The sequence below is a fragment of the Nitrosomonas sp. genome (genome assembly GCF_043753625.1).
In the GTDB taxonomy this organism is placed as follows: Bacteria; Pseudomonadota; Gammaproteobacteria; order Burkholderiales; family Nitrosomonadaceae; genus Nitrosomonas.
On record NZ_JAYUWI010000023.1, the window covers coordinates 1 to 18340 of the forward strand.

The following is an 18340-nucleotide window of genomic DNA, read 5'->3' on the forward strand; positions in this document are numbered from 1 at the left end:
ATGATGCGATTCAGGTCAAAATTGGGCAAATTGTCGCAATATTACATAATCACTCGGCTTGATCTCTACTGCGCGATGAGTCATTCAGCGTTTCCTTAGGACATAATCTATGGTCAGTAGTCACTCGTTATTGATTACATCAAGGGTGCGAGAAAGCTTGAATGGTGGAATGAATAAGTTAGCTGTCAAGCTGTGATCCTTGGATCTGTTGTTTAACCAATATGCTGGTTCGAGAAAATCTGGAAATCGACCTCACTGCATTTTAGTCTTCTTTCTGTGATGAGTATATTGGGAAAACCCTGTTCTTTGTCTCACGGTTTCCATTAAATGAATGTGATTTGTTTGAGTTAAATTAGTTGGAGACTGTCTTTTATATAAAATCTTAACAAAAATAAGTGGAAAATTAGAGTTAGAAATTAAACGTAGAAAAATGATAAATAATTGTGAGTAGGGGTTAATTTTTTGATATCTGTCACTTTTAACGTTTTTTACGTTTTCGTAGATTATTTTTCAATATAACTGTTTGATTAATCGATAAAATTAACACGGTTATTCCCGCCAAAATCATTGGAATGGACAACCATTGTCCCATCGTGATTCCCAGTGTTAGTACCCCCATAAAGCCATCTTCCGGTTCGCGATAGAATTCTGCAAATGAACGTAAAACACCGTAGCCGATCATGAACATACCGGTGACTGCGCCTACTGCGCGGGGTTTGGAAGAATAAATCCAAATGAATATAAAAAGTACTACACCTTCGAGTGCAAATTGATAGAGTTGAGAAGGATGGCGGGGGAGTTCGTCGACATAGGGAAAAACCATCCCCCATGGGATATCGGTAGGGCGCCCCCATAATTCGGCGTTGATAAAATTGCCGATACGGCCCGCTCCCAATCCTGGAGGAATCAGTGGGATGACGAAATCGGTTATTGCTAGCCATGGTAGATTGTGTTTACGAGCCAACAGGATCATAGCGACTAAAACGCCAAGAAACCCGCCATGAAAAGACATGCCGCCTTCCCAAATAGCAAAAATTTGTAGAGGGTGCTCCAGGTAATAGCCGAATTGATAGAACAACACATGCCCCAGGCGCCCACCGAGGATCACGCCCAACATCCCGTAAAACAGGGCATCATCGAGCATTTCATTGGTAAATACGGAATGCGGATTGTGTTTAATGCGATAACGGCCTAACAGGATGAACAGCACAAAGCCGATCAAATACATCAATCCATACCAATGGATGGAAAGTGGTCCCAGTGAGATGGCAACGGGATCAATTTGAGGATTAACGAGCATAGTTTCGGCCTTATTTACGGTAAAATACGCATCATTATACCAAGTGCGTTTGTGATAATCGTACGCCTTGTCATAAATTGTATTTTTATATCATTCAGGAGCAAGCATGCCAGATAATAAACGTAGCCAAGTCATCACCCAAGGCGCTCAACACGCACCCAGCCGCGCTATGTTGCGCGCCGTTGGTTTTAATGATGGGGATTTCAACAAACCAATCGTGGGGGTTGCCAATGGCTATTCCACCATTACACCGTGTAACAAAGGTTTGAATGAGCTGGCGTTAAAAGCGGAATCGGCATTGAGGCAAGCAGGTGCCATGCCGCAAATGTTCGGCACCATCACGGTGTCGGATGGGATCTCGATGGGTACGGAAGGCATGAAATACTCTCTGGTTTCGCGCGAAGTGATTGCCGATTCCATTGAAACCTGCGTACAGGCGGAAAGCATGGATGGTGTGATTGCCATTGGCGGCTGTGACAAGAATATGCCAGGTGCGATGATCGCTATTGCGCGCATGAACGTACCGGCAATTTTTGTTTATGGTGGAACGATTAAACCGGGTCATTATAAAGGTCAGGACCTGACCATTGTCAGCGCATTTGAAGCGGTGGGTCAACACAGTGCGCATAAAATAGATGACGCGGAATTGTTGCAGATTGAGCGCCATGCTTGCCCCGGTGCCGGTTCTTGTGGCGGCATGTTCACTGCTAATACCATGTCATCTGCTTTTGAAGCGATGGGAATGAGTTTGCCGTATTCATCAACAATGTCCGCCGAGGACGATGAAAAACTAGTCAGTGCCGGGCAATCTGCCGAGGTATTGGTCAATGCCATCAAACAACAGATTTTGCCACGCGACATTATTACCCGTAAATCGGTTGAGAATGCTATTGCCGTGATTATGGCGGTGGGCGGATCTACCAATGCGATTTTACATTTTCTAGCTATTACACATGCGGCTGAAGTTGAATGGAACATTGATGATTTCGAACGGATACGCGGCAAAGTGCCAGTACTGTGTGATTTAAAACCTTCCGGACGTTATGTCACGGCCGATTTGCACCGCGCAGGCGGTATTCCTCAGGTGATGAAAATGTTGCTGGTGCATGGTCTGCTGCATGGAGATTGCATCACCATCAGCGGACAAACCATTGCAGAAATCTTGAAAGATATTCCGGATGCGCCGCGTGCCGATCAGAATGTAATTCGCCAATGGAGCAATCCGATGTATGCCCAGGGGCATCTGGCGATTCTGAAAGGCAATTTATCCACAGAAGGTTGTGTCGCAAAAATTTCCGGAATCAAAAATCCTAAAATTACCGGACCTGCACGCGTGTTTGAATCGGAAGAGACTTGCATGGCGGCGATTCTTGCCCGCAAAATCCAGCCCGGCGATGTTGTGGTAATTCGGTATGAAGGCCCTAAAGGCGGGCCCGGTATGCGGGAAATGTTGTCACCGACTTCGGCCTTGATAGGTGAGGGACTGGGAGATTCTGTTGGACTGATTACCGATGGGCGTTTCTCGGGTGGCACCTATGGGATGGTGGTCGGGCATGTGGCGCCAGAAGCCTTTTCCGGAGGTACTATCGCACTGGTACAGGAAGGCGATTCGATTACTATTGACGCCGAACAGCGGCTATTACAATTGAATGTGCCGGATGCTGTTTTGGTGCAGCGGCGCGCGGCATGGCAGCCACCGCAACCACGTTATTCGCGTGGGGTGCTGGCTAAATATGCGAAGCAGGTATCTAGTGCCAGTGCCGGAGCTATAACGGATTAGTATGTCGTTTAGTACACGATTTCTGGCTATGGCTAATCCTGTAAAGCATCTTACAATGCCGGTTTCCATAGCTGATAATTTCAACGTTTCCGCTGGAACTAATTAATTTACCATTAAGTCTCAGCAAAGCAGTATCATTATAAATTGCAGCTGATTCGGTAAGTACGTGGTTATACGGCAATAGGCTGTATGCTGAAATAACAAACTGACAGGATTTGCTGCAGATCCGTGAAGTTCAGGGTAGAATAAAAACCCTTTTATAATTTTAATAAGGAAAAAATATGAGAAAAGTGTTAATAGGAGCAGTTGCTGCATCAGCTTTATTGTTAGCCAGCGTTGCGCAAGCTAATGCAGATCTGGCAAAAAGCAGTGGCTGTTTGAATTGCCATAATGTTGATACCAAACTGGTTGGCCCAAGTTTGAAAGATATCGCTGGAAAATACGCAGCCCAAGCTGACGCTTCTGCATACTTGACAGACAAAATACTAAAAGGAAGTAATGGGGTTTGGGGTCCAATTCCAATGCCACCAAATGCTGCCGTTAAACCAGATGATGCTAAAACGCTAGCTGATTTTATTTTGACCCTGAAATAAGTCATTCCGGTTACATAAAAGCCGACGCGTCATAACGTCGGCTTTTTATTTGCAGCATCAAAAAATATTTACAGGAATTTCTGTTCTGACAACCGGGGGAGCAATGGAAACGCGTATCAAATGGCAAGGAAATGTTAGTTTTCTGGCTGAATCAGGCAGTGGTCATTCGGTATTGATGGATGGTGCACCGGATGCGGGCGGTCAGAACCTCGGACCGCGTCCGATGGAAATGCTGCTGATGGGGCTAGGCGGTTGCACCACTTTTGACGTAGTGTTGATTCTAAAAAAAAGCCGTCAGGATATCACCGATTGTGTGGTAGAAATTGAAGCCGAGCGTGCCGACGTTGATCCTAAAGTATTTACCCATATCCATTTGCATTTCATTATCACAGGAAATAATTTGAATCCGCAGCAGGTCGAGCGCGCTATTAATCTATCCGCAGAAAAGTATTGCTCGGCCTCGATTATGCTCAAGAACACCGTAAAAATAACGCATGATTTTGAGATTAATAACGCATGACAACGAAATAAACTCTGTGAGCAATGCGTTCTGTTTCTTGTTCCTTATCCGTCTACATACTGATGAATGGTATGTGCTGATCTGCTAACAGCCAACGAATCAGTGCAAAATAAGGAAATTTTGCACTGAAGCTGTGCCGGAATTGCTCAAGAACCGAGCATTCTTATAAAAACAGATCCGGGAAATTTATTCAGTTGCTAAAAATAATATTTCTTCTATTTTGCTATTAAAGGATGTTCGTCTTTCTTTTCTGCTTTCTCTGCTACTGCTTTTTCAGTTTCTCCATCATCGGCCAATTTGCTGCCGATATAACTTCCAACTGCACCGCCGACCAACGCTGGCATAACTGATTGAAGGAGTGATGGATTCTGAGCTGGTGCACTAGCTGCCGCGTTAGAATTGGTGGCCGGCGCTTGCGCGGCGGGTGCCTGATTCGGTGCGTCAGTTTTCTTTTGTGGTGCAACTGTAGATTTGGAGCTAAGTGTGCCTTTTGATCCACTGCTCTTAGCTTTTTTTGCATAGAGATTATTAGAAAACATCATAGAAACCAGAACAACAAAAAGTAATTTTTTCATATATATAAAACCAATCCAATAAAAAGTTATAGAACCATTGTTAATAAATTAAATTTCTAAATCTTGTTACAAACTTTATCTTTTCAATCGAAAAGATCATCACTATAGTTTTTCCATCTGACCTCGACTCAATAACCACGATTAACACTACACGAGAATATTTCTAATGTACTGCTGCTTCAGAAGGTAAGCCACAGAACGCGCCGCAATTTTAAAATATTTTCAGATTGTGTCAATCAGTGAGTGGATTCAATTTTATTGAATCTAGCGTGCCGTACGACAGCTTATCGTTATAATAAGCCGGATTCATGCGCTTGCTGGTCGGCATGGTAGCTGGAACGCACCATTGGTCCGCAGGCCGCGTGACTAAAACCCATTGCAAACGCCGCTTCCTCGAATACTTTGAAGTCTTCGGGGGTGACATAGCGCATCACCGGAAGATGACCGATACTGGGCTGTAAATATTGGCCAATGGTCAGCATTTCCACATTGTGTTCACGCAAATCCCGCAATACATCCATAATTTCTTCATCCGTTTCACCCAAACCCAGCATCAAACCTGATTTGGTCGGAATATGAGGGAAATCCGCTTTAAAGTCTTTCAAGAGCTTCAATGAGTTTGCGTAATCCGCGCCAGGCCGGCATTGCTTATACAATCTGGGTACGGTTTCGAGATTATGGTTGAGAACATCGGGCGGACAAGCGGCGAGTTTTTCCAGAGCAATTTCCAATCGGCCACGAAAGTCCGGCACTAGCGTTTCTATTTTTGTATTTGGCGAATGGGTGCGTATCTCACGGATGCAATCGGCAAAGTGTTGCGCGCCGCCATCCCGTAAATCATCACGATCCACGCTGGTAATCACGACATATTTTAATTTCATGGCGGCAATGGATTGCGCCAAATGAAGTGGTTCATCGACATCCGGTGGTTTCGGTCTGCCATGTGCGACATCACAGAAGGGGCAACGGCGCGTGCATAAATCACCCAGAATCATAAAAGTAGCGGTGCCTTTGCCAAAACATTCACCGATGTTCGGACAAGAAGCTTCCTCACAGACTGTATGCAATTTATGTTCGCGTAGCAGTCGTTTGACTTCGTAGAAGTTTTCACTGTTGGACGAACGGACACGGATCCAGGAGGGTTTGCGCAGTAGATCACTGCGGGATTGCGGGGTAATTTTAATCGGATTGCGTGCCGTTTTGTCAGCACCCTTTTGGCGGGTATCAGTGGTCATGGTGGTAAATACTTATTCCTTTAAGAAATTTTTCTTGTAATCGGTTTATCAGCTTATTGCTTAGAATTTCCAAACCATCGGTTATGCCCAGGTCTTTGGTTTGCGTCACTTGCAGCCCTTGATAACCGCATGGATTAATGTAAGAAAAAGGCGTTAAATCCATATCCACATTGAGTGCGATACCGTGGTAGCAATAATTTTTCTTTATTTTTAAACCCAGCGCAGCGATTTTTGCATGATTAACATAGACACCTGGCGCATCAACTCGCGCAACCGCTTTTATATGATAGTCTTTTAGCACATCTATCACGGCATTTTCCATACTTCTGACCAATTCACGCACACCAAGTTTTAACCGACGGATGTCCAGTAGTAAATAAGCGACGATTTGCCCTGGTCCATGATAGGTGATTTGACCGCCGCGATCTGTGTTGATTAAATCAATTCCAGTGTTATACAGCAGGTGCTCGGGTTTTCCAGCAATGCCTTGCGTGAAAACGGCCGGGTGTTGTAATAACCAGATTTCATCGCAGGTTTGTTCAGTCCGGGCATTGGTAAAATCTTTCATTGCCTGCCAAGTCGTCTGGTAATCGGATAGGCCCATTTTTCTGACGATAAAACGCTGTCGCTCAGAAACCGGTGAAAATGCTGTTGCGGCATGATCATTCACAGTACCACGGCTACCATGGGGTGCTCCGATAATGCTTGATACAGCGCATCCAGTTGCGATCGGGAAGTGGCGTGAATGGTGCAAGTAATGCTTAAATACGTGCCGCTCTTGCTGGCTCTGACGGCCATGGTTGTGGTATCAAAATCAGGCGCATGGTATTTGACAATCGCCAACGCTACTTGCGTAAAATCCTGCTGTGCTTTACCCATGATTTTGATGGGAAAGTCACAGGGATATTCGATTAAAGAAAGCTGTTCTGTCATGTGCGCAACGGCTACTGCTTGAATATTTCAGGTGTGCTTTTTACAAATCTCTTGTACCAACGGAGACATTGCCGCGCATGTGCGTCGCTTTATACTGTTGATAGAGTGCGTGCAATTGGGCAAACATCGCTCCCGGTTTTCCATTCCCCACTGAATTGTTGTCCAGTGATGTGATCGGCATAATTTCTTTTGTGGATGATGTCAGTAAGATCTCATCAGCCTTACGTACTTCTATTTCTGAAATTTCACGGACTTCATGTGCGATTTGGTTTGCTGCCGCCAATTCAAGAATTACGTCATAAGTGATTCCGGGTAACATCAAATGGCTCTTCGGAGGTGCCAGCAGCACTTTGTCTTTAACAACAAAAATATTACTGGCGGCCCCTTCGGTCAGGAACCCGTCTCTGATCAGGATGGTTTCAATCGCATGCACATCCACAGCCAATTGACGCAGCAGTACATTGGGTAGCAATGAAATCGCTTTGACATCGCAGCGTATCCAGCGATTATCAATGGCGGTGATGGCGGATGCGCCACTGACCAGCAGTTCTGCGGGCGGTGGCAGCAGCGGATTGCTCATGACAAAAATGGTAGGCGGAACGTTAGCAGGAAAAGCATGATCCCGTTTGGCTACACCCCGCGTGATGTGCAGATAAAGATATTGATCTTCGCCTTCATTTTTTGCGATGACTTGTTCCAGCAGATTTTTCCAGTCCGTATCACTGAATGGATTTTTTAAACGAATGCCATCCAGGCTATGTTGCAGCCGGTTGAGATGTTCAGCGAGACGGAATGGTTTGCGGGAATAAACCGGAATTACTTCATAGATGCCATCACCAAATATAAAACCGCGATCCAAAACAGGAACACAAGCTTCCTCAATGAGCATAAACTTACCGTTCAGATATATCATGTGAACCTTTTGCGATGTGTTGAGGCAGGATTAGTTAAAAAGCAATTTTACACTATCCCACGCACGACCGAAGATATTGGTTGTTTCAACTTTTTCCAAAGCAACCAATGGGTAAGTTTCTACAGTTTTGTCATCCAGCGTGAATTTTACCGTACCGACCTCTTGTCCCAGTTGAACCGGAGCTATCAGGGGTTGTTTATATTCCATGGTAGCTTTCAGTTTGTCAGCCTGGCCTTTGGGCAACGTAAAATAAACATCCCGATCAAATCCGGCTTTCAGTTCATTCTGAGTGCCTTTCCATAAATGGATGGTGGTGAGCGAGTCGTTTTTTTTGTATAAATGCAGGGTGTCATAGAATTGGAAGCCATAATTGAGTAACCGCTGACTTTCCATGCTGCGCGCATTGGCTGATTGGGCGCCGATTACCACCGATATGAGCCGGCGTTTATCCCGTATCGCCGATGTAATCAGACAATAACCGGCAGTTTTGGTCCATCCGGTTTTCATGCCGTCTACATGCGGATCTAGCCATAGAAGACGATTTCTGTTTGGCTGAGTGATATTGTTATACGTGTATTCTTTTTGTGAATAAAGCGGATAAAACTCGGGAAAATCACGGATGATAGCGGCTGCCAATAAAGTCAAATCGTGCGCCGTTGTATAGAGATTGGGATCGGGTAATCCGGTCGAGTTCGTAAAATGCGTATTTTTCATTCCCAAACGTCCGGCTTCTTTATTCATCAAGTTTGAGAAGTTGGCTTCCGAGCCTGCAACCGCTTCTGCCAGAGCAATACAAGCATCATTTCCCGATTGAACAATCATTCCCCGGAGTAGTTCATCGACCGTAACTTGTTTAGTGGGCTCGATAAACATGCGCGAACCGATCATTTTCCAGGCGCTTTCAGACACGGGAATATTTTGATTCAACGATAATTGATTCTGTTTGAGAGCGGAAAAAACCACGTAAGCAGTCATCAGTTTTGTCAGAGATGCGGGTTCTATACGATCATGTACATTCTGACCAGCCAATGCTTGCCCGGTTTGAAAATCTGAGAGCATGTAAGCTTTTGCCGCTATGGAGATGTCTTGTTGTTGGGCAGATACTGACGAGACAGCGAGGCACATTAGTAATAATACGAATAGATGCTTCATAGGAATCTGCAAAAAATAAACATTATATCCTGCCATTAGAGAATCTAAAACCTTCGATTTTTAGGAGAAAAAACAATAATATTACTCAGGGGTTGCTGTGAGGCCGGTCAATGACACCCCTATGAAACCCCAATTTTCCCAGTTTTCGTTCCTTAAAGTATTGCTTTAAGGGATCATGGATAACACGAAAAGCCATTTCTTCCCAAGGAATTTCATTCTCGGCTAATAGCTTGACTTCCAGACTTTCAATACCGGGTTTGAAATCAAGATCCAGCAGTCGTGCGCGAAATAACACATAAACCTGACTAATGTAAGGGAGGCTGTAAACCGCGTACAGATCGCCGATTTCTACTCTGGCATTGGCTTCTTCCAAAGTTTCACGCGCGGCAGCTTGTTCCAATGTCTCGTTATTTTCCATGAAGCCAGCCGGTAAAGTCCACCAGCCCTGGCGCGGTTCAATGGCACGGCGGCACAATAAAATTTTATCTTCCCATTCCGGAATACACCCGACAACCATTTTGGGATTCTGATAATGAATAATGTTACAGGTAGTGCAGACATAACGCGGCAAAGAATCGCCTTCGGGTATCAACAATTCCACGGTGGCGCTACAATTACTGCAGTATTTCATAGTGAATCCTCAAATTCAGTATCGATAGTGTGAACGGGCTTCAGTGTTGGGTGACGGTAAAATTCTTCATCGCCAGAAGATTTCCGGATGCATCGATTAATTCAACGCGCCATGGACCCAATCGTCGATGATCCAGTTGTTTGCTGGCATGCGTGCGCCAATTGTTATTATGCACTTGCAACGCCAATTGGGAATCCAGTTTGTCGTCGTTATACCAGTTGATGCGGATATTCTTGCCCTGCAGATTCTTTAAATGCAGATAGAAATGAATGGATTTGGATTCTCCGGGGCGTAATTGTATCGCATCAATAGAATCAACTGGTTCCCGTTCTTCTATGGCATGGCTTAATTGTGCTCTGACAACCTCCGGGTGGTCCGATATTTTTTGGGGTTTCGGCTGTCGTGCAGTCTTAGGTATTTTTATCCCGGTTATAGCCGGTTGATTAATGACTGCTGCCGACTCCGGTTTTTTGATGGGTGTGGCAATCGCTTTGCTTGCAACCGCAGTCTCTCTAGAGCCAACCGGATCAACCTGCGTATTCGACTGGATTATCAATTGATCGGGAAGCGTTTCTGATGCTTTATCGCTTGAACCGGTTGGCGGTTCGGTTTTATCCAGAGAAGTTGTGTTTTCAGGCACAGAAATAATTGAATCTATCGGGGGTGGCTCATTCCGCGATTTTTCATTGTCTTTATCAGCGAATAGGAGATAACCGATCAGAATCAATATGGGTAAAAGTATCAACGCCGCGATTGAAATTTTTCTCCAATCCAACACCTCTTCATAAGTGACTTCAGGTTCGGGCAGGTCAGGATAAATTTCATCAATGGTTTGCGGTGGTTGTTGCTGGATTTGAATGCGTATTTTTAATTTATTATTTTCCATATCGCGTTTTTCAAGACATCATGATGTCGAAAGTTTGGTTTTCTGATTGAATGCGCAGTATAAAGGATTTTTCAGAAATAACTGAAACCGCGTCTTACCGGTATTCGCTATACTTGTTAGCTATGAATGACCAAATTGAGAAAATAAACCAGCATGTGCAGGATTTGCGTGCTGAAATCGAATTACATAACTACCGGTATTTTGTGCTGGATAATCCGAGTATTCCCGATGCGGAATACGATAAGTTGTTACGCGAATTACAGCAAGTCGAACAAGATTATCCGCAATTGATCACCGCCGATTCCCCGACGCAACGCGTTGGTGCCGCGCCGCTCAAGGCCTTTTCGCAGATCACGCATCGTATCCCGATGCTGTCATTGAATAATGCGTTTGACGATACAGAAGTCGAAGCATTTAACCGGCGAATCTGCGAAGGATTATCGGTTGATCATGTGGAATATACGGTAGAGCCAAAATTTGACGGATTGGCAGTCAGCTTATGCTATGAAAATGGTATTTTTAAAACCGGTGCGACGCGCGGCGATGGTAATACCGGTGAAGACATTACGCTGAATTTGAAGACGATCAAATCGATTCCATTATCACTGCCGGTCAAGAGTCCTCCGCCGCTGCTGGAAGTACGAGGCGAAGTGCTGATGCTGAAAGCAGATTTTTTGGCACTGAATCAACGGCAGTTGACCAAAGGTGAAAAGGAATTTGCCAATCCGCGTAATGCGGCGGCAGGATCGCTGCGTCAACTCGATCCTGCTATCACCACGACCCGGCGCCTTACATTTTTTTCTTATGGCGTTGGGCAATATGAAGATGCGCACATGCCGCGCGATACGCACAGCAACATACTGAACTATCTCTCCAGTTTGCATTTTCCGGTGGCCAAAGAATGCCAGGTAGTCACGGGATTGCCGGGATTGCTGGATTATTATCAAGCGATTGGTGCGCAGCGCGAGAATCTGCCGTATGCGATCGACGGTGTGGTGTATAAAGTCAATTCTCTATCGCAGCAGGAGAAGCTGGGTTTTGTATCGCGCGCGCCACGGTTTGCGATTGCGCATAAGTTTCCCGCACAGGAAGCGGTCACAGAATTGCTGGCTATTGATGTGCAGGTCGGCAGAACCGGCGCGTTGACGCCGGTTGCGCGCTTAAAGCCGGTATTTGTCGGTGGGGTGACGGTGACTAATGCGACATTGCATAATGCGGATGAAATCGAACGCAAGGATGTGCGCATTGGAGATGCCGTCATCGTGCGCCGCGCTGGCGATGTGATTCCGGAAATCGTATCGGTGATTCTGGAAAAACGCCCGGTTGATTCGCAAATGTTCAACATGCCGGTGCATTGTCCGGTGTGCGGCGCCAAGGCTGTGCGGCTTCCGGATGAGGCAGCATCGCGCTGTACCGGCGGATTATTTTGCCCGGCGCAGCGCAAACAGGCCATTTTGCATTTTGCTTCGCGCCGCGCGTTGGATATTGAAGGGTTGGGAGATAAGCTGGTCGATCAAATGGTGGACAATGCCATCGTGCGCACACCGGCGGATCTGTATAAGTTGGGGATAACGGCGCTGGCGAATCTGGAACGCATGGCGGATAAGTCGGCGAATAACATTTTGCAGGCGATTGAAAAAAGCAAACACACTACGTTAGCGAGATTTATTTATGCGCTGGGTATCCGCAATGTCGGGGAAGCGACTGCCAAGGATCTAGCCGCGCATTTGGGCAGTCTGGACCGGTTGATAGAAGCGGATACTGAGCGCTTACAGCAAATTCCGGATATTGGCCCGGTGGTGGCGCAAAGCCTTGTGGATTTTTTTGCTGAAGCACATAACTGTGAAGTGATTGAACAGCTTCGTGCCAGCGGTGTGCACTGGGACGAGCACGAAGGAAAATCCGAATTAATCCAAGCGGCGGCGCCACTGAGTGGAAAAACCTTTGTGCTGACCGGAACATTGCCGACAATGAGCCGCGAAGAAGCCAAAGAAAAAATTGAAGCGCTAGGCGGTAAAGTGAGCGGCAGTGTTTCCAAAAAAACGGATTATGTCGTCGTGGGTGCCGATCCGGGTAGTAAACATGATAAGGCGTTGAGTCTCGGCATTCCGGTGCTCGACGAAGCAGGACTGCTGGAATTACTGCAATAACATTTGGAATTTTTATGCTGACCTACCAACAAACGCAACAGATTCTGCATACTGCTGAATTGATTTACTCGGAGCAAGTGGTATCGCAAACGGTGCACCACCTGGCCGAAGCGATCACGCAAACTTTATCGCAGCAACAGCCTTTGGTCTTATGCGTGATGGGCGGGGCTGTGGTGTTTACCGGACAATTGCTGCCGCAACTTCGATTTCCGCTGGATTTTGATTATTTGCACCTGACACGCTATAACAAAAAAATGCGTGGCGGGGAAATTCACTGGTTGGCCGAACCTACGGAAACGATGAAAAATCGAGTGGTTTTGGTGCTGGATGACATTCTCGACGAAGGGATTACGCTGGCCGCAATTCGTGACAAAGTGTTGGAAAATGGTGCTAAGGCATTTTATAGTGCGGTACTGACAGAAAAAGAAACGGGCAAACTCAAACCATTTAAAGCCGATTTTGTCGGATTGACGGTGCCGGATCGTTATGTGTTCGGCTTTGGCATGGATATTCACGGCGCGTGGCGGAATTTGCCTGCGATCTATGCAGTAAAAGTTTGAAACGGGAGAATCATGTTTGCAATTATTGGCGGCAGCGGAATGACGCAATTATCCTGCCTCGAAATATCGCACCGGCAAATCATACGCACACCGTATGGCGAACCTTCGGGGCCATTGACGTTTGGTAAGATGAAAAATGAGGACATCGTTTTTCTGGCGCGGCATGGGCATGGCCACACGATACCGCCGCATGCGGTCAATTATCGTGCGAATCTATGGGCGTTGCACTCATTGAAACCGTCACATGTCATCGCTGTGGCCTCGGTGGGCGGCATCCGCGCCGATTTGACGCCGGGCCGGTTGGTGGTTCCGGATCAGATCATTGATTATACCCATGGGCGTAAATTTACCTATTTTGATAGAACGGATCAACGCGTGACCCATATTGACTTTACCCTGCCGTATTGCCAGAAAACCCGGGCATTGCTGCTAAAAGCGGCGAGTAATGCCAATGAAACAATTATTGATGGAGGAGTTTATGCAGCGACACAGGGACCTCGGCTTGAAACGGCAGCCGAAATCAACCGCTTGGAACGCGATGGAGCGGATATGGTCGGCATGACCGGCATGCCGGAAACTGCGCTGGCACGGGAACTGGGATTGAATTACGCTACCATTGCCGTGGTGGCGAATTATGCCGCCGGACGCGGCACTAACGTCAATGCAATCCCGCTTACGGAGATCTATGCCGTGTTGGAACAAGCGATGGTGGGTGTCAGAAACATATTGGAACATGTGGTGAGTTGTCATGGCGATTAAACCGGTACTAAAAATGGGCGAGCCCATATTGCTCGAAGTGGCCAAACCCATCGATCAATTTGATACCCCTGAACTGCACGCACTGATTCAGGACATGCAGGACACGATGGCGCATTTGAACGGCGCAGGATTGGCTGCGCCGCAGATCGGCGTGAGCTTGCAGGTGGTGATTTTTGGGTTTGAAAAGAACCAACGCTATCCCGATGCCGACGAAGTTCCGTTTACGGTTCTGCTTAATCCGCAGTTGATGCCGTTATCCGATGAGCAAGAAGACGGCTGGGAAGGTTGCCTCAGCGTACCCGGCATGCGCGGCATGGTGCCGCGCTACGCGCAACTGCGCTACCAAGGTGTGGATCAATATGGCGCGGCGATAGATCGCACCGTCAGCGGTTTTTATGCGCGCGTGGTGCAGCACGAATGCGACCATTTGCAGGGGATTTTGTATCCGATGCGGATTAAGGATTTTCGTTTGTTTGGATTTACGGATGTGCTGTTTCCGGGGCAAGTGGTTATCGATGATTAGATGGTTAGTTTAAAAAATACGGAAACCACAGAGAGTGATCCGCATTTCATGCGAGTATCATTGAATGATTGTCATCCGTGAAATAATAGGGGTTGATAATGACGGTATTAATAGTAGTGTATTGATATAAAATGAATAATCTAATCACAAATAGATAGATGCAGGCATTTGAGTTTTTTTGCTGTCTGGCTAATTTTAGTTATGCCAACAAAACCTAATAGGGACCCCTGAAGATGCCTCATTTCTACGACGTTGCGATTTCCTTCTCGGGCGAAGACAGACCGATTGCGCGTCAGATCGCCGAATCCCTCCGGAAGAGAGGGATCCATGTCTTCTTTGATGAGTACGCGCAGTCAGAGCTGTGGGGACGCAATCTCTACGATTACCTAACCAAAATATACGAGGAATCTAAGCTCTGCATCGTCATAGTCTCAGAAAGCTACACGCACAGCCAGTGGGCGTCATCCGAGCTTCGCAATCTCGTGGCGCACTCTCGATTGCGAGACTCCTTTGCCATACTCCCCATCATCGTCGGCGCAGCAAGCACCGGCCTTCTCGGCAACCTCGCCTCCCTTAACTGGTCAGAGACAAACGCCGACGACGTTGCGGCTCTGGTAGAGGAGCGCCTGCAATCTCTTCCGCGGCCTTCAAAGACGCAGGAGCATGAGAACTACCATGTCATCATGCGCGAGTCGGGATGGTCTGTTAAGCGTGCCGGGGCTTCGCGCGCCACAAGCGTTCATAAGACCCAGGAAGAGGCGATTGCCGCAGCTAGAAGAATCGCCGGCAAGCACCGGCTATCGGAATTGGTGATCCACCGAGAGGATGGGACGATAGCATCACGAGAAGTCATCAAGTCGGAGGAGTCTCATGCCGCTTCCGACGACTGACTTTGACAAATGCGTCTTCATTAACTGCCCTTTTGACGAGGACTACTTGCCGTTGCTTCGTGTCTTGATATTCACGGTGATACAGTGCGGATTCAGGCCTAGAATCGCCACGGAGCGGTCTGACAGCGGAGAGGTAAGGATCAAGAAAATTTCCGGAATCATTGGCCAATGCAAGTACAGCATTCATGACATCTCCCGCATTGAGCCGCTTGCTGAAGGTGCATTGCCTCGATTCAATATGCCATTTGAACTTGGCATAGATATCGGGTGCCGCGAGCACGGTCCGGACGATCTCAAGACTAAGATCTGCTTGGTCCTTGAGAAGGAGCGCCACCGTTACCAGAAAGTCCTCTCCGACATAGCTGGGAATGACATCAAGGCGCATGAGAATGAGCCGCTCTCACTGGTGCGCGCCGTTCGGTCTTGGTTTGCTGAGAATGGCGTTTTTGGCTTGGCATCCCATAATCGTATCTGGGATGCATACAACGAGTTTCTGCTCAAGCTCTCAGAGGAAGCCAAGAAATTAGGGTATCACGATGGGGACTATAGCCAGTTGTCTATTGCTGAATACATATATTTAGCAACTCGGCTGTCTCCGCCGACGAAGGCTGACCTGGTCAAGTAAAACCGGACACCCCAGTTAAGCTGCTTTTATTGATTTTGCTGCTTCTGCTTCATATTGGTTTGGGCTTTTGTAATCCAGGTATGAATGCAGCGCGGTAGGGTGGATAAGCGTGCGCCATCCACCATCAATTCTGAGTGGAATGTGATTTAGAAGTAAAAATTTTATTCATACCATCGTTTCATTAGATTTACCAACAATGGAGGCGAGTATTGGCTAAAGGCTAGCTTATGCCACTATTCAATTAACTCAGAAACCACCGCAACCAAATCCGGTTTAACTACCACCAATATCACAACCGCAAACAAAACCAGCACCGGAAATTCATTAAACCAGCGGTAAAATACATGGCCATGCTGATTGGCGTCGTTTTTGAATGCTTTAACAAATTTTCCACAATAATAATGGTAGTAAATCAATATCAAAACCAAAGCCAGTTTGGCATGTAACCAACTTCCAGAAAAACCGTAACCCAGCCACAGCCACACGCCGAAAACCACCGTTAGCACCGCGCCTGGGGTCATGATGCCATAATAGAGTTTGCGCTCCATGATTTTGAAGCGCTCCTTGCCGGGTTGATCGTCGCATTGGGCGTGATAGACAAACAGACGCGGCAGGTAGAATAGCCCCGCGAACCAAGTGACCATAAAAATGATGTGCAGTGATTTTATCCAGAGCATGGCAGTGTGAATGGTTGGTGTTAAAGTTGGTATGATACTGGGCTTGTGATTTTAGCGCTATCCCCTAGAATCAGGCGGATCGTGAGCAGGGCTTTGTTTCGATTAAATAACGGGATGATTATGAATCAGCATTATCAAAATTTAGTCCAGAAATTGGAAGAAATCACCCATTTAAGCGGTGTGATGAGTACGTTGGGATGGGATCAGGAAGTGATGATGCCGGCAGGTGCCGGTGAGGCGCGTGCCAAGCAGATTGCGGCATTGGCTGGCGTTATTCATGAGCGCATGACTGATCCTGCGCTGGGGGAGTGTCTGAGCGAATTAAAGGAAAAGGATTTTAATGCTTTGAGTGAGCTGGAGCGCTGCAATATCCGTGAAGCGCTGCATAGTTATGAGTTAGAAACCAAAGTATCGAAGCGGCTGGTGCAGGAGCTGGCGGAGTTAAGCTCGCGCGGGCATGGCATTTGGGTGATGGCACGCCAGGAGAATAAATTTTCTGATTTTGCGCCGGTGCTGAAACGTTTTTTGGAGCTTAAGCAAGAATGGGCGCAGTGTGTGTCGCCGGATTTGAAACCCTATGATGCGAACATTGATCTGTTTGAGCGCGGCACGACAATGGACATGATCACGCCGATATTCGAGCGCTTGAAGCAGGAATTGATCCCGCTGATTCACGCCATTCAAGCACATTCTTATCAGCCGGATACTGCTTTTTTGCAGGGTAGGTTTGCGCTGGATAAGCAGGAAGCTTTGGCGCGCAAAATCAGTCAGGATATTGGCTTTAATTTCGAGCAAGGCCGTATGGATGTGTCGGTGCATCCCTTTTGCGGCGGTAGTCATCCGACCGATGTGCGCATTACGACGCGTTACAAGGACAGTAATTTTGTCGAATCGCTGTATGCGGTGATCCATGAAACCGGCCATGCGCTCTACGAGCAAGGCCGCCCGCATGAGCTGGGCGATTTGCCGGCTTCGGAATCCTTGACGATGGGAATCCATGAATCCCAGTCGTTATTCTGGGAACGCATGATCGCGCAGAGTAAACCGTTTTGCCTGCATTATTTCGAGACGATCCGTGCGGCATTTCCGGATAACCTGAAATCAGCTACCGTCGATTCGTTTTATCGGGCGATTAATACGTGTAAGCCGGATTTTATCCGGGTAGAGGCGGATGAGGTAACTTATCCGTTGCATATTATTTTGCGCTATGAAATCGAGAAAGGGCTGTTTGATGGTTCGATACAGGTTGATGATTTGCCGCACATCTGGAATAAACTGATGCAGAAGTATCTGGGAATTCAGCCGCCTACCGATGCGCTCGGCGTATTGCAGGATTCACATTGGAGCGGGGGAGCGTTTGGGTATTTTCCTTCGTATACACTGGGTGCGATGTATGCGTGTCAGTTTTACCAAACGCTACTGCGCGAACAATCCGATATTGAGCGAAATATTGCTAAAGGTAATTTTGTACCGATTAAGAGCTGGCTCAATGAGAAGATTCACAGTCAGGGCAGACTGTACTCGCCACAAGAACTTGTTCAGCGCGTTACCGGTGAAGCTTTGAATCCGGATTATTTCGTTGATTATCTCAAGCGCAAGTACAGCGAAGTTTATAACCTGACCTAGAATCTGGCATTG

The 18340-nt window shown here is 46.9% G+C and carries 20 protein-coding genes; 10 read left to right on the top strand and 10 right to left on the bottom strand.

What is annotated here, in order from left to right; translation table 11 throughout:
- Positions 1-478 precede the first annotated feature (478 nt).
- On the bottom strand, positions 479-1300 hold the full coding sequence (lgt, locus tag ACH10T_RS01885) for a prolipoprotein diacylglyceryl transferase (RefSeq protein WP_394807645.1): 822 nt from the start codon (positions 1298-1300) through the stop codon (positions 479-481).
- A gap of 106 nt (positions 1301-1406) precedes the next feature.
- Between lgt and ilvD the strand changes: the two genes are divergently transcribed.
- The 3 genes from ilvD to ACH10T_RS01900 all read left to right on the top strand — a co-directional run bounded on the left by ilvD (position 1407) and on the right by ACH10T_RS01900 (position 4193).
- Positions 1407-3080: a dihydroxy-acid dehydratase gene (gene ilvD, locus ACH10T_RS01890; protein ID WP_394807646.1), complete on the top strand. Its 1674-nt coding sequence runs from the start codon at positions 1407-1409 to the stop codon at positions 3078-3080.
- 281 nt (positions 3081-3361) lie between these two features.
- Positions 3362-3673: a c-type cytochrome gene (locus ACH10T_RS01895; protein WP_394807647.1), complete on the top strand. Its 312-nt coding sequence runs from the start codon at positions 3362-3364 to the stop codon at positions 3671-3673.
- Positions 3674-3776: 103 nt separating this feature from the next.
- Entirely contained in the window at positions 3777-4193 is a 417-nt protein-coding gene (locus tag ACH10T_RS01900; RefSeq protein ID WP_394807648.1) for an OsmC family protein, read from the top strand.
- 215 nt (positions 4194-4408) lie between these two features.
- Here ACH10T_RS01900 and ACH10T_RS01905 read toward each other — a convergent pair whose 3' ends face one another.
- The 8 genes from ACH10T_RS01905 to ACH10T_RS01940 all read right to left on the bottom strand — a co-directional run bounded on the left by ACH10T_RS01905 (position 4409) and on the right by ACH10T_RS01940 (position 10518).
- Positions 4409-4768 (bottom strand): hypothetical protein, encoded by a 360-nt coding sequence (locus ACH10T_RS01905; RefSeq protein WP_394807649.1) that lies wholly within the window; start codon positions 4766-4768, stop codon positions 4409-4411.
- Positions 4769-5058: 290 nt separating this feature from the next.
- Complete coding sequence (gene lipA, locus ACH10T_RS01910; protein WP_394807650.1) at positions 5059-6003, bottom strand: lipoyl synthase; 945 nt, start codon at positions 6001-6003, stop codon at positions 5059-5061.
- Positions 5993-6673, bottom strand: coding sequence for a lipoyl(octanoyl) transferase LipB (gene lipB / locus ACH10T_RS01915; protein ID WP_394807651.1), 681 nt, complete (start codon positions 6671-6673; stop codon positions 5993-5995). Before lipB ends, lipA begins: the two co-directional genes overlap by 11 nt.
- Positions 6670-6936, bottom strand: a complete 267-nt coding sequence (locus tag ACH10T_RS01920; protein ID WP_394807652.1) for a YbeD family protein — start codon at positions 6934-6936, stop codon at positions 6670-6672. The genes lipB and ACH10T_RS01920 overlap by 4 nt, the downstream gene beginning before the upstream one ends.
- Positions 6937-6976: 40 nt before the next feature.
- The gene (locus tag ACH10T_RS01925; protein WP_394807653.1) at positions 6977-7849 is read right to left on the bottom strand and encodes a D-amino acid aminotransferase; all 873 of its coding nucleotides are present in this window, start codon (positions 7847-7849) and stop codon (positions 6977-6979) included.
- 30 nt (positions 7850-7879) lie between these two features.
- Positions 7880-9001: a D-alanyl-D-alanine carboxypeptidase family protein gene (locus ACH10T_RS01930; protein WP_394807654.1), complete on the bottom strand. Its 1122-nt coding sequence runs from the start codon at positions 8999-9001 to the stop codon at positions 7880-7882.
- Positions 9002-9086: 85 nt separating this feature from the next.
- Positions 9087-9632 (bottom strand): NUDIX hydrolase, encoded by a 546-nt coding sequence (locus tag ACH10T_RS01935; protein WP_394807655.1) that lies wholly within the window; start codon positions 9630-9632, stop codon positions 9087-9089.
- Between the two features lie 40 nt (positions 9633-9672).
- Positions 9673-10518: a DUF2914 domain-containing protein gene (locus ACH10T_RS01940; RefSeq protein ID WP_394807656.1), complete on the bottom strand. Its 846-nt coding sequence runs from the start codon at positions 10516-10518 to the stop codon at positions 9673-9675.
- Between the two features lie 122 nt (positions 10519-10640).
- Between ACH10T_RS01940 and ligA the strand changes: the two genes are divergently transcribed.
- The 6 genes from ligA to ACH10T_RS01970 all read left to right on the top strand — a co-directional run bounded on the left by ligA (position 10641) and on the right by ACH10T_RS01970 (position 16025).
- Positions 10641-12668 carry an NAD-dependent DNA ligase LigA gene (ligA, locus tag ACH10T_RS01945; protein WP_394807657.1) on the top strand — a complete coding sequence of 676 codons (2028 nt, stop codon included), beginning with the start codon at positions 10641-10643 and terminating at the stop codon, positions 12666-12668.
- Between the two features lie 14 nt (positions 12669-12682).
- Positions 12683-13228, top strand: a complete 546-nt coding sequence (locus ACH10T_RS01950) for a hypoxanthine-guanine phosphoribosyltransferase (protein WP_394807658.1) — start codon at positions 12683-12685, stop codon at positions 13226-13228.
- Positions 13229-13240: 12 nt separating this feature from the next.
- On the top strand, positions 13241-13987 hold the full coding sequence (locus ACH10T_RS01955; RefSeq protein WP_394807659.1) for an S-methyl-5'-thioinosine phosphorylase: 747 nt from the start codon (positions 13241-13243) through the stop codon (positions 13985-13987).
- Positions 13977-14510: a peptide deformylase gene (gene def, locus ACH10T_RS01960; RefSeq protein ID WP_394807660.1), complete on the top strand. Its 534-nt coding sequence runs from the start codon at positions 13977-13979 to the stop codon at positions 14508-14510. The genes ACH10T_RS01955 and def overlap by 11 nt, the downstream gene beginning before the upstream one ends.
- A gap of 233 nt (positions 14511-14743) precedes the next feature.
- Positions 14744-15400, top strand: a complete 657-nt coding sequence (locus ACH10T_RS01965; RefSeq protein ID WP_394807661.1) for a DUF2188 domain-containing protein — start codon at positions 14744-14746, stop codon at positions 15398-15400.
- Positions 15401-15446: 46 nt separating this feature from the next.
- Positions 15447-16025, top strand: a complete 579-nt coding sequence (locus tag ACH10T_RS01970; protein ID WP_394807662.1) for a hypothetical protein — start codon at positions 15447-15449, stop codon at positions 16023-16025.
- 233 nt (positions 16026-16258) lie between these two features.
- On the opposite strand, the gene hemJ is transcribed toward ACH10T_RS01970, so the two are convergent.
- The gene (gene hemJ / locus ACH10T_RS01975) at positions 16259-16702 is read right to left on the bottom strand and encodes a protoporphyrinogen oxidase HemJ (protein ID WP_394807663.1); all 444 of its coding nucleotides are present in this window, start codon (positions 16700-16702) and stop codon (positions 16259-16261) included.
- 120 nt (positions 16703-16822) lie between these two features.
- On the opposite strand from hemJ, the gene ACH10T_RS01980 reads away from it, so the two are divergent.
- Positions 16823-18328 carry a carboxypeptidase M32 gene (locus ACH10T_RS01980; RefSeq protein ID WP_394807664.1) on the top strand — a complete coding sequence of 502 codons (1506 nt, stop codon included), beginning with the start codon at positions 16823-16825 and terminating at the stop codon, positions 18326-18328.
- The last annotated feature ends 12 nt before the right edge of the window (positions 18329-18340 follow it).

Excerpts from the sequence above, each read along its gene's own strand:
- lgt (WP_394807645.1), bottom strand. The coding sequence starts at position 1,300 with ATGCTCGTTAATCCTCAAATTGATCCCGTTGCCATCTCACTGGGACCA.
- ilvD (WP_394807646.1), top strand. The coding sequence starts at position 1,407 with ATGCCAGATAATAAACGTAGCCAAGTCATCACCCAAGGCGCTCAACAC.
- ACH10T_RS01895 (WP_394807647.1), top strand. The coding sequence starts at position 3,362 with ATGAGAAAAGTGTTAATAGGAGCAGTTGCTGCATCAGCTTTATTGTTA.
- ACH10T_RS01900 (WP_394807648.1), top strand. The coding sequence starts at position 3,777 with ATGGAAACGCGTATCAAATGGCAAGGAAATGTTAGTTTTCTGGCTGAA.
- ACH10T_RS01905 (WP_394807649.1), bottom strand. The coding sequence starts at position 4,768 with ATGAAAAAATTACTTTTTGTTGTTCTGGTTTCTATGATGTTTTCTAAT.
- lipA (WP_394807650.1), bottom strand. The coding sequence starts at position 6,003 with ATGACCACTGATACCCGCCAAAAGGGTGCTGACAAAACGGCACGCAAT.
- ACH10T_RS01920 (WP_394807652.1), bottom strand. The coding sequence starts at position 6,936 with ATGACAGAACAGCTTTCTTTAATCGAATATCCCTGTGACTTTCCCATC.
- ACH10T_RS01925 (WP_394807653.1), bottom strand. The coding sequence starts at position 7,849 with ATGATATATCTGAACGGTAAGTTTATGCTCATTGAGGAAGCTTGTGTT.
- ACH10T_RS01930 (WP_394807654.1), bottom strand. The coding sequence starts at position 9,001 with ATGAAGCATCTATTCGTATTATTACTAATGTGCCTCGCTGTCTCGTCA.
- ACH10T_RS01935 (WP_394807655.1), bottom strand. The coding sequence starts at position 9,632 with ATGAAATACTGCAGTAATTGTAGCGCCACCGTGGAATTGTTGATACCC.
- ACH10T_RS01940 (WP_394807656.1), bottom strand. The coding sequence starts at position 10,518 with ATGGAAAATAATAAATTAAAAATACGCATTCAAATCCAGCAACAACCA.
- ligA (WP_394807657.1), top strand. The coding sequence starts at position 10,641 with ATGAATGACCAAATTGAGAAAATAAACCAGCATGTGCAGGATTTGCGT.
- ACH10T_RS01950 (WP_394807658.1), top strand. The coding sequence starts at position 12,683 with ATGCTGACCTACCAACAAACGCAACAGATTCTGCATACTGCTGAATTG.
- ACH10T_RS01955 (WP_394807659.1), top strand. The coding sequence starts at position 13,241 with ATGTTTGCAATTATTGGCGGCAGCGGAATGACGCAATTATCCTGCCTC.
- def (WP_394807660.1), top strand. The coding sequence starts at position 13,977 with ATGGCGATTAAACCGGTACTAAAAATGGGCGAGCCCATATTGCTCGAA.
- ACH10T_RS01965 (WP_394807661.1), top strand. The coding sequence starts at position 14,744 with ATGCCTCATTTCTACGACGTTGCGATTTCCTTCTCGGGCGAAGACAGA.
- hemJ (WP_394807663.1), bottom strand. The coding sequence starts at position 16,702 with ATGCTCTGGATAAAATCACTGCACATCATTTTTATGGTCACTTGGTTC.
- ACH10T_RS01980 (WP_394807664.1), top strand. The coding sequence starts at position 16,823 with ATGAATCAGCATTATCAAAATTTAGTCCAGAAATTGGAAGAAATCACC.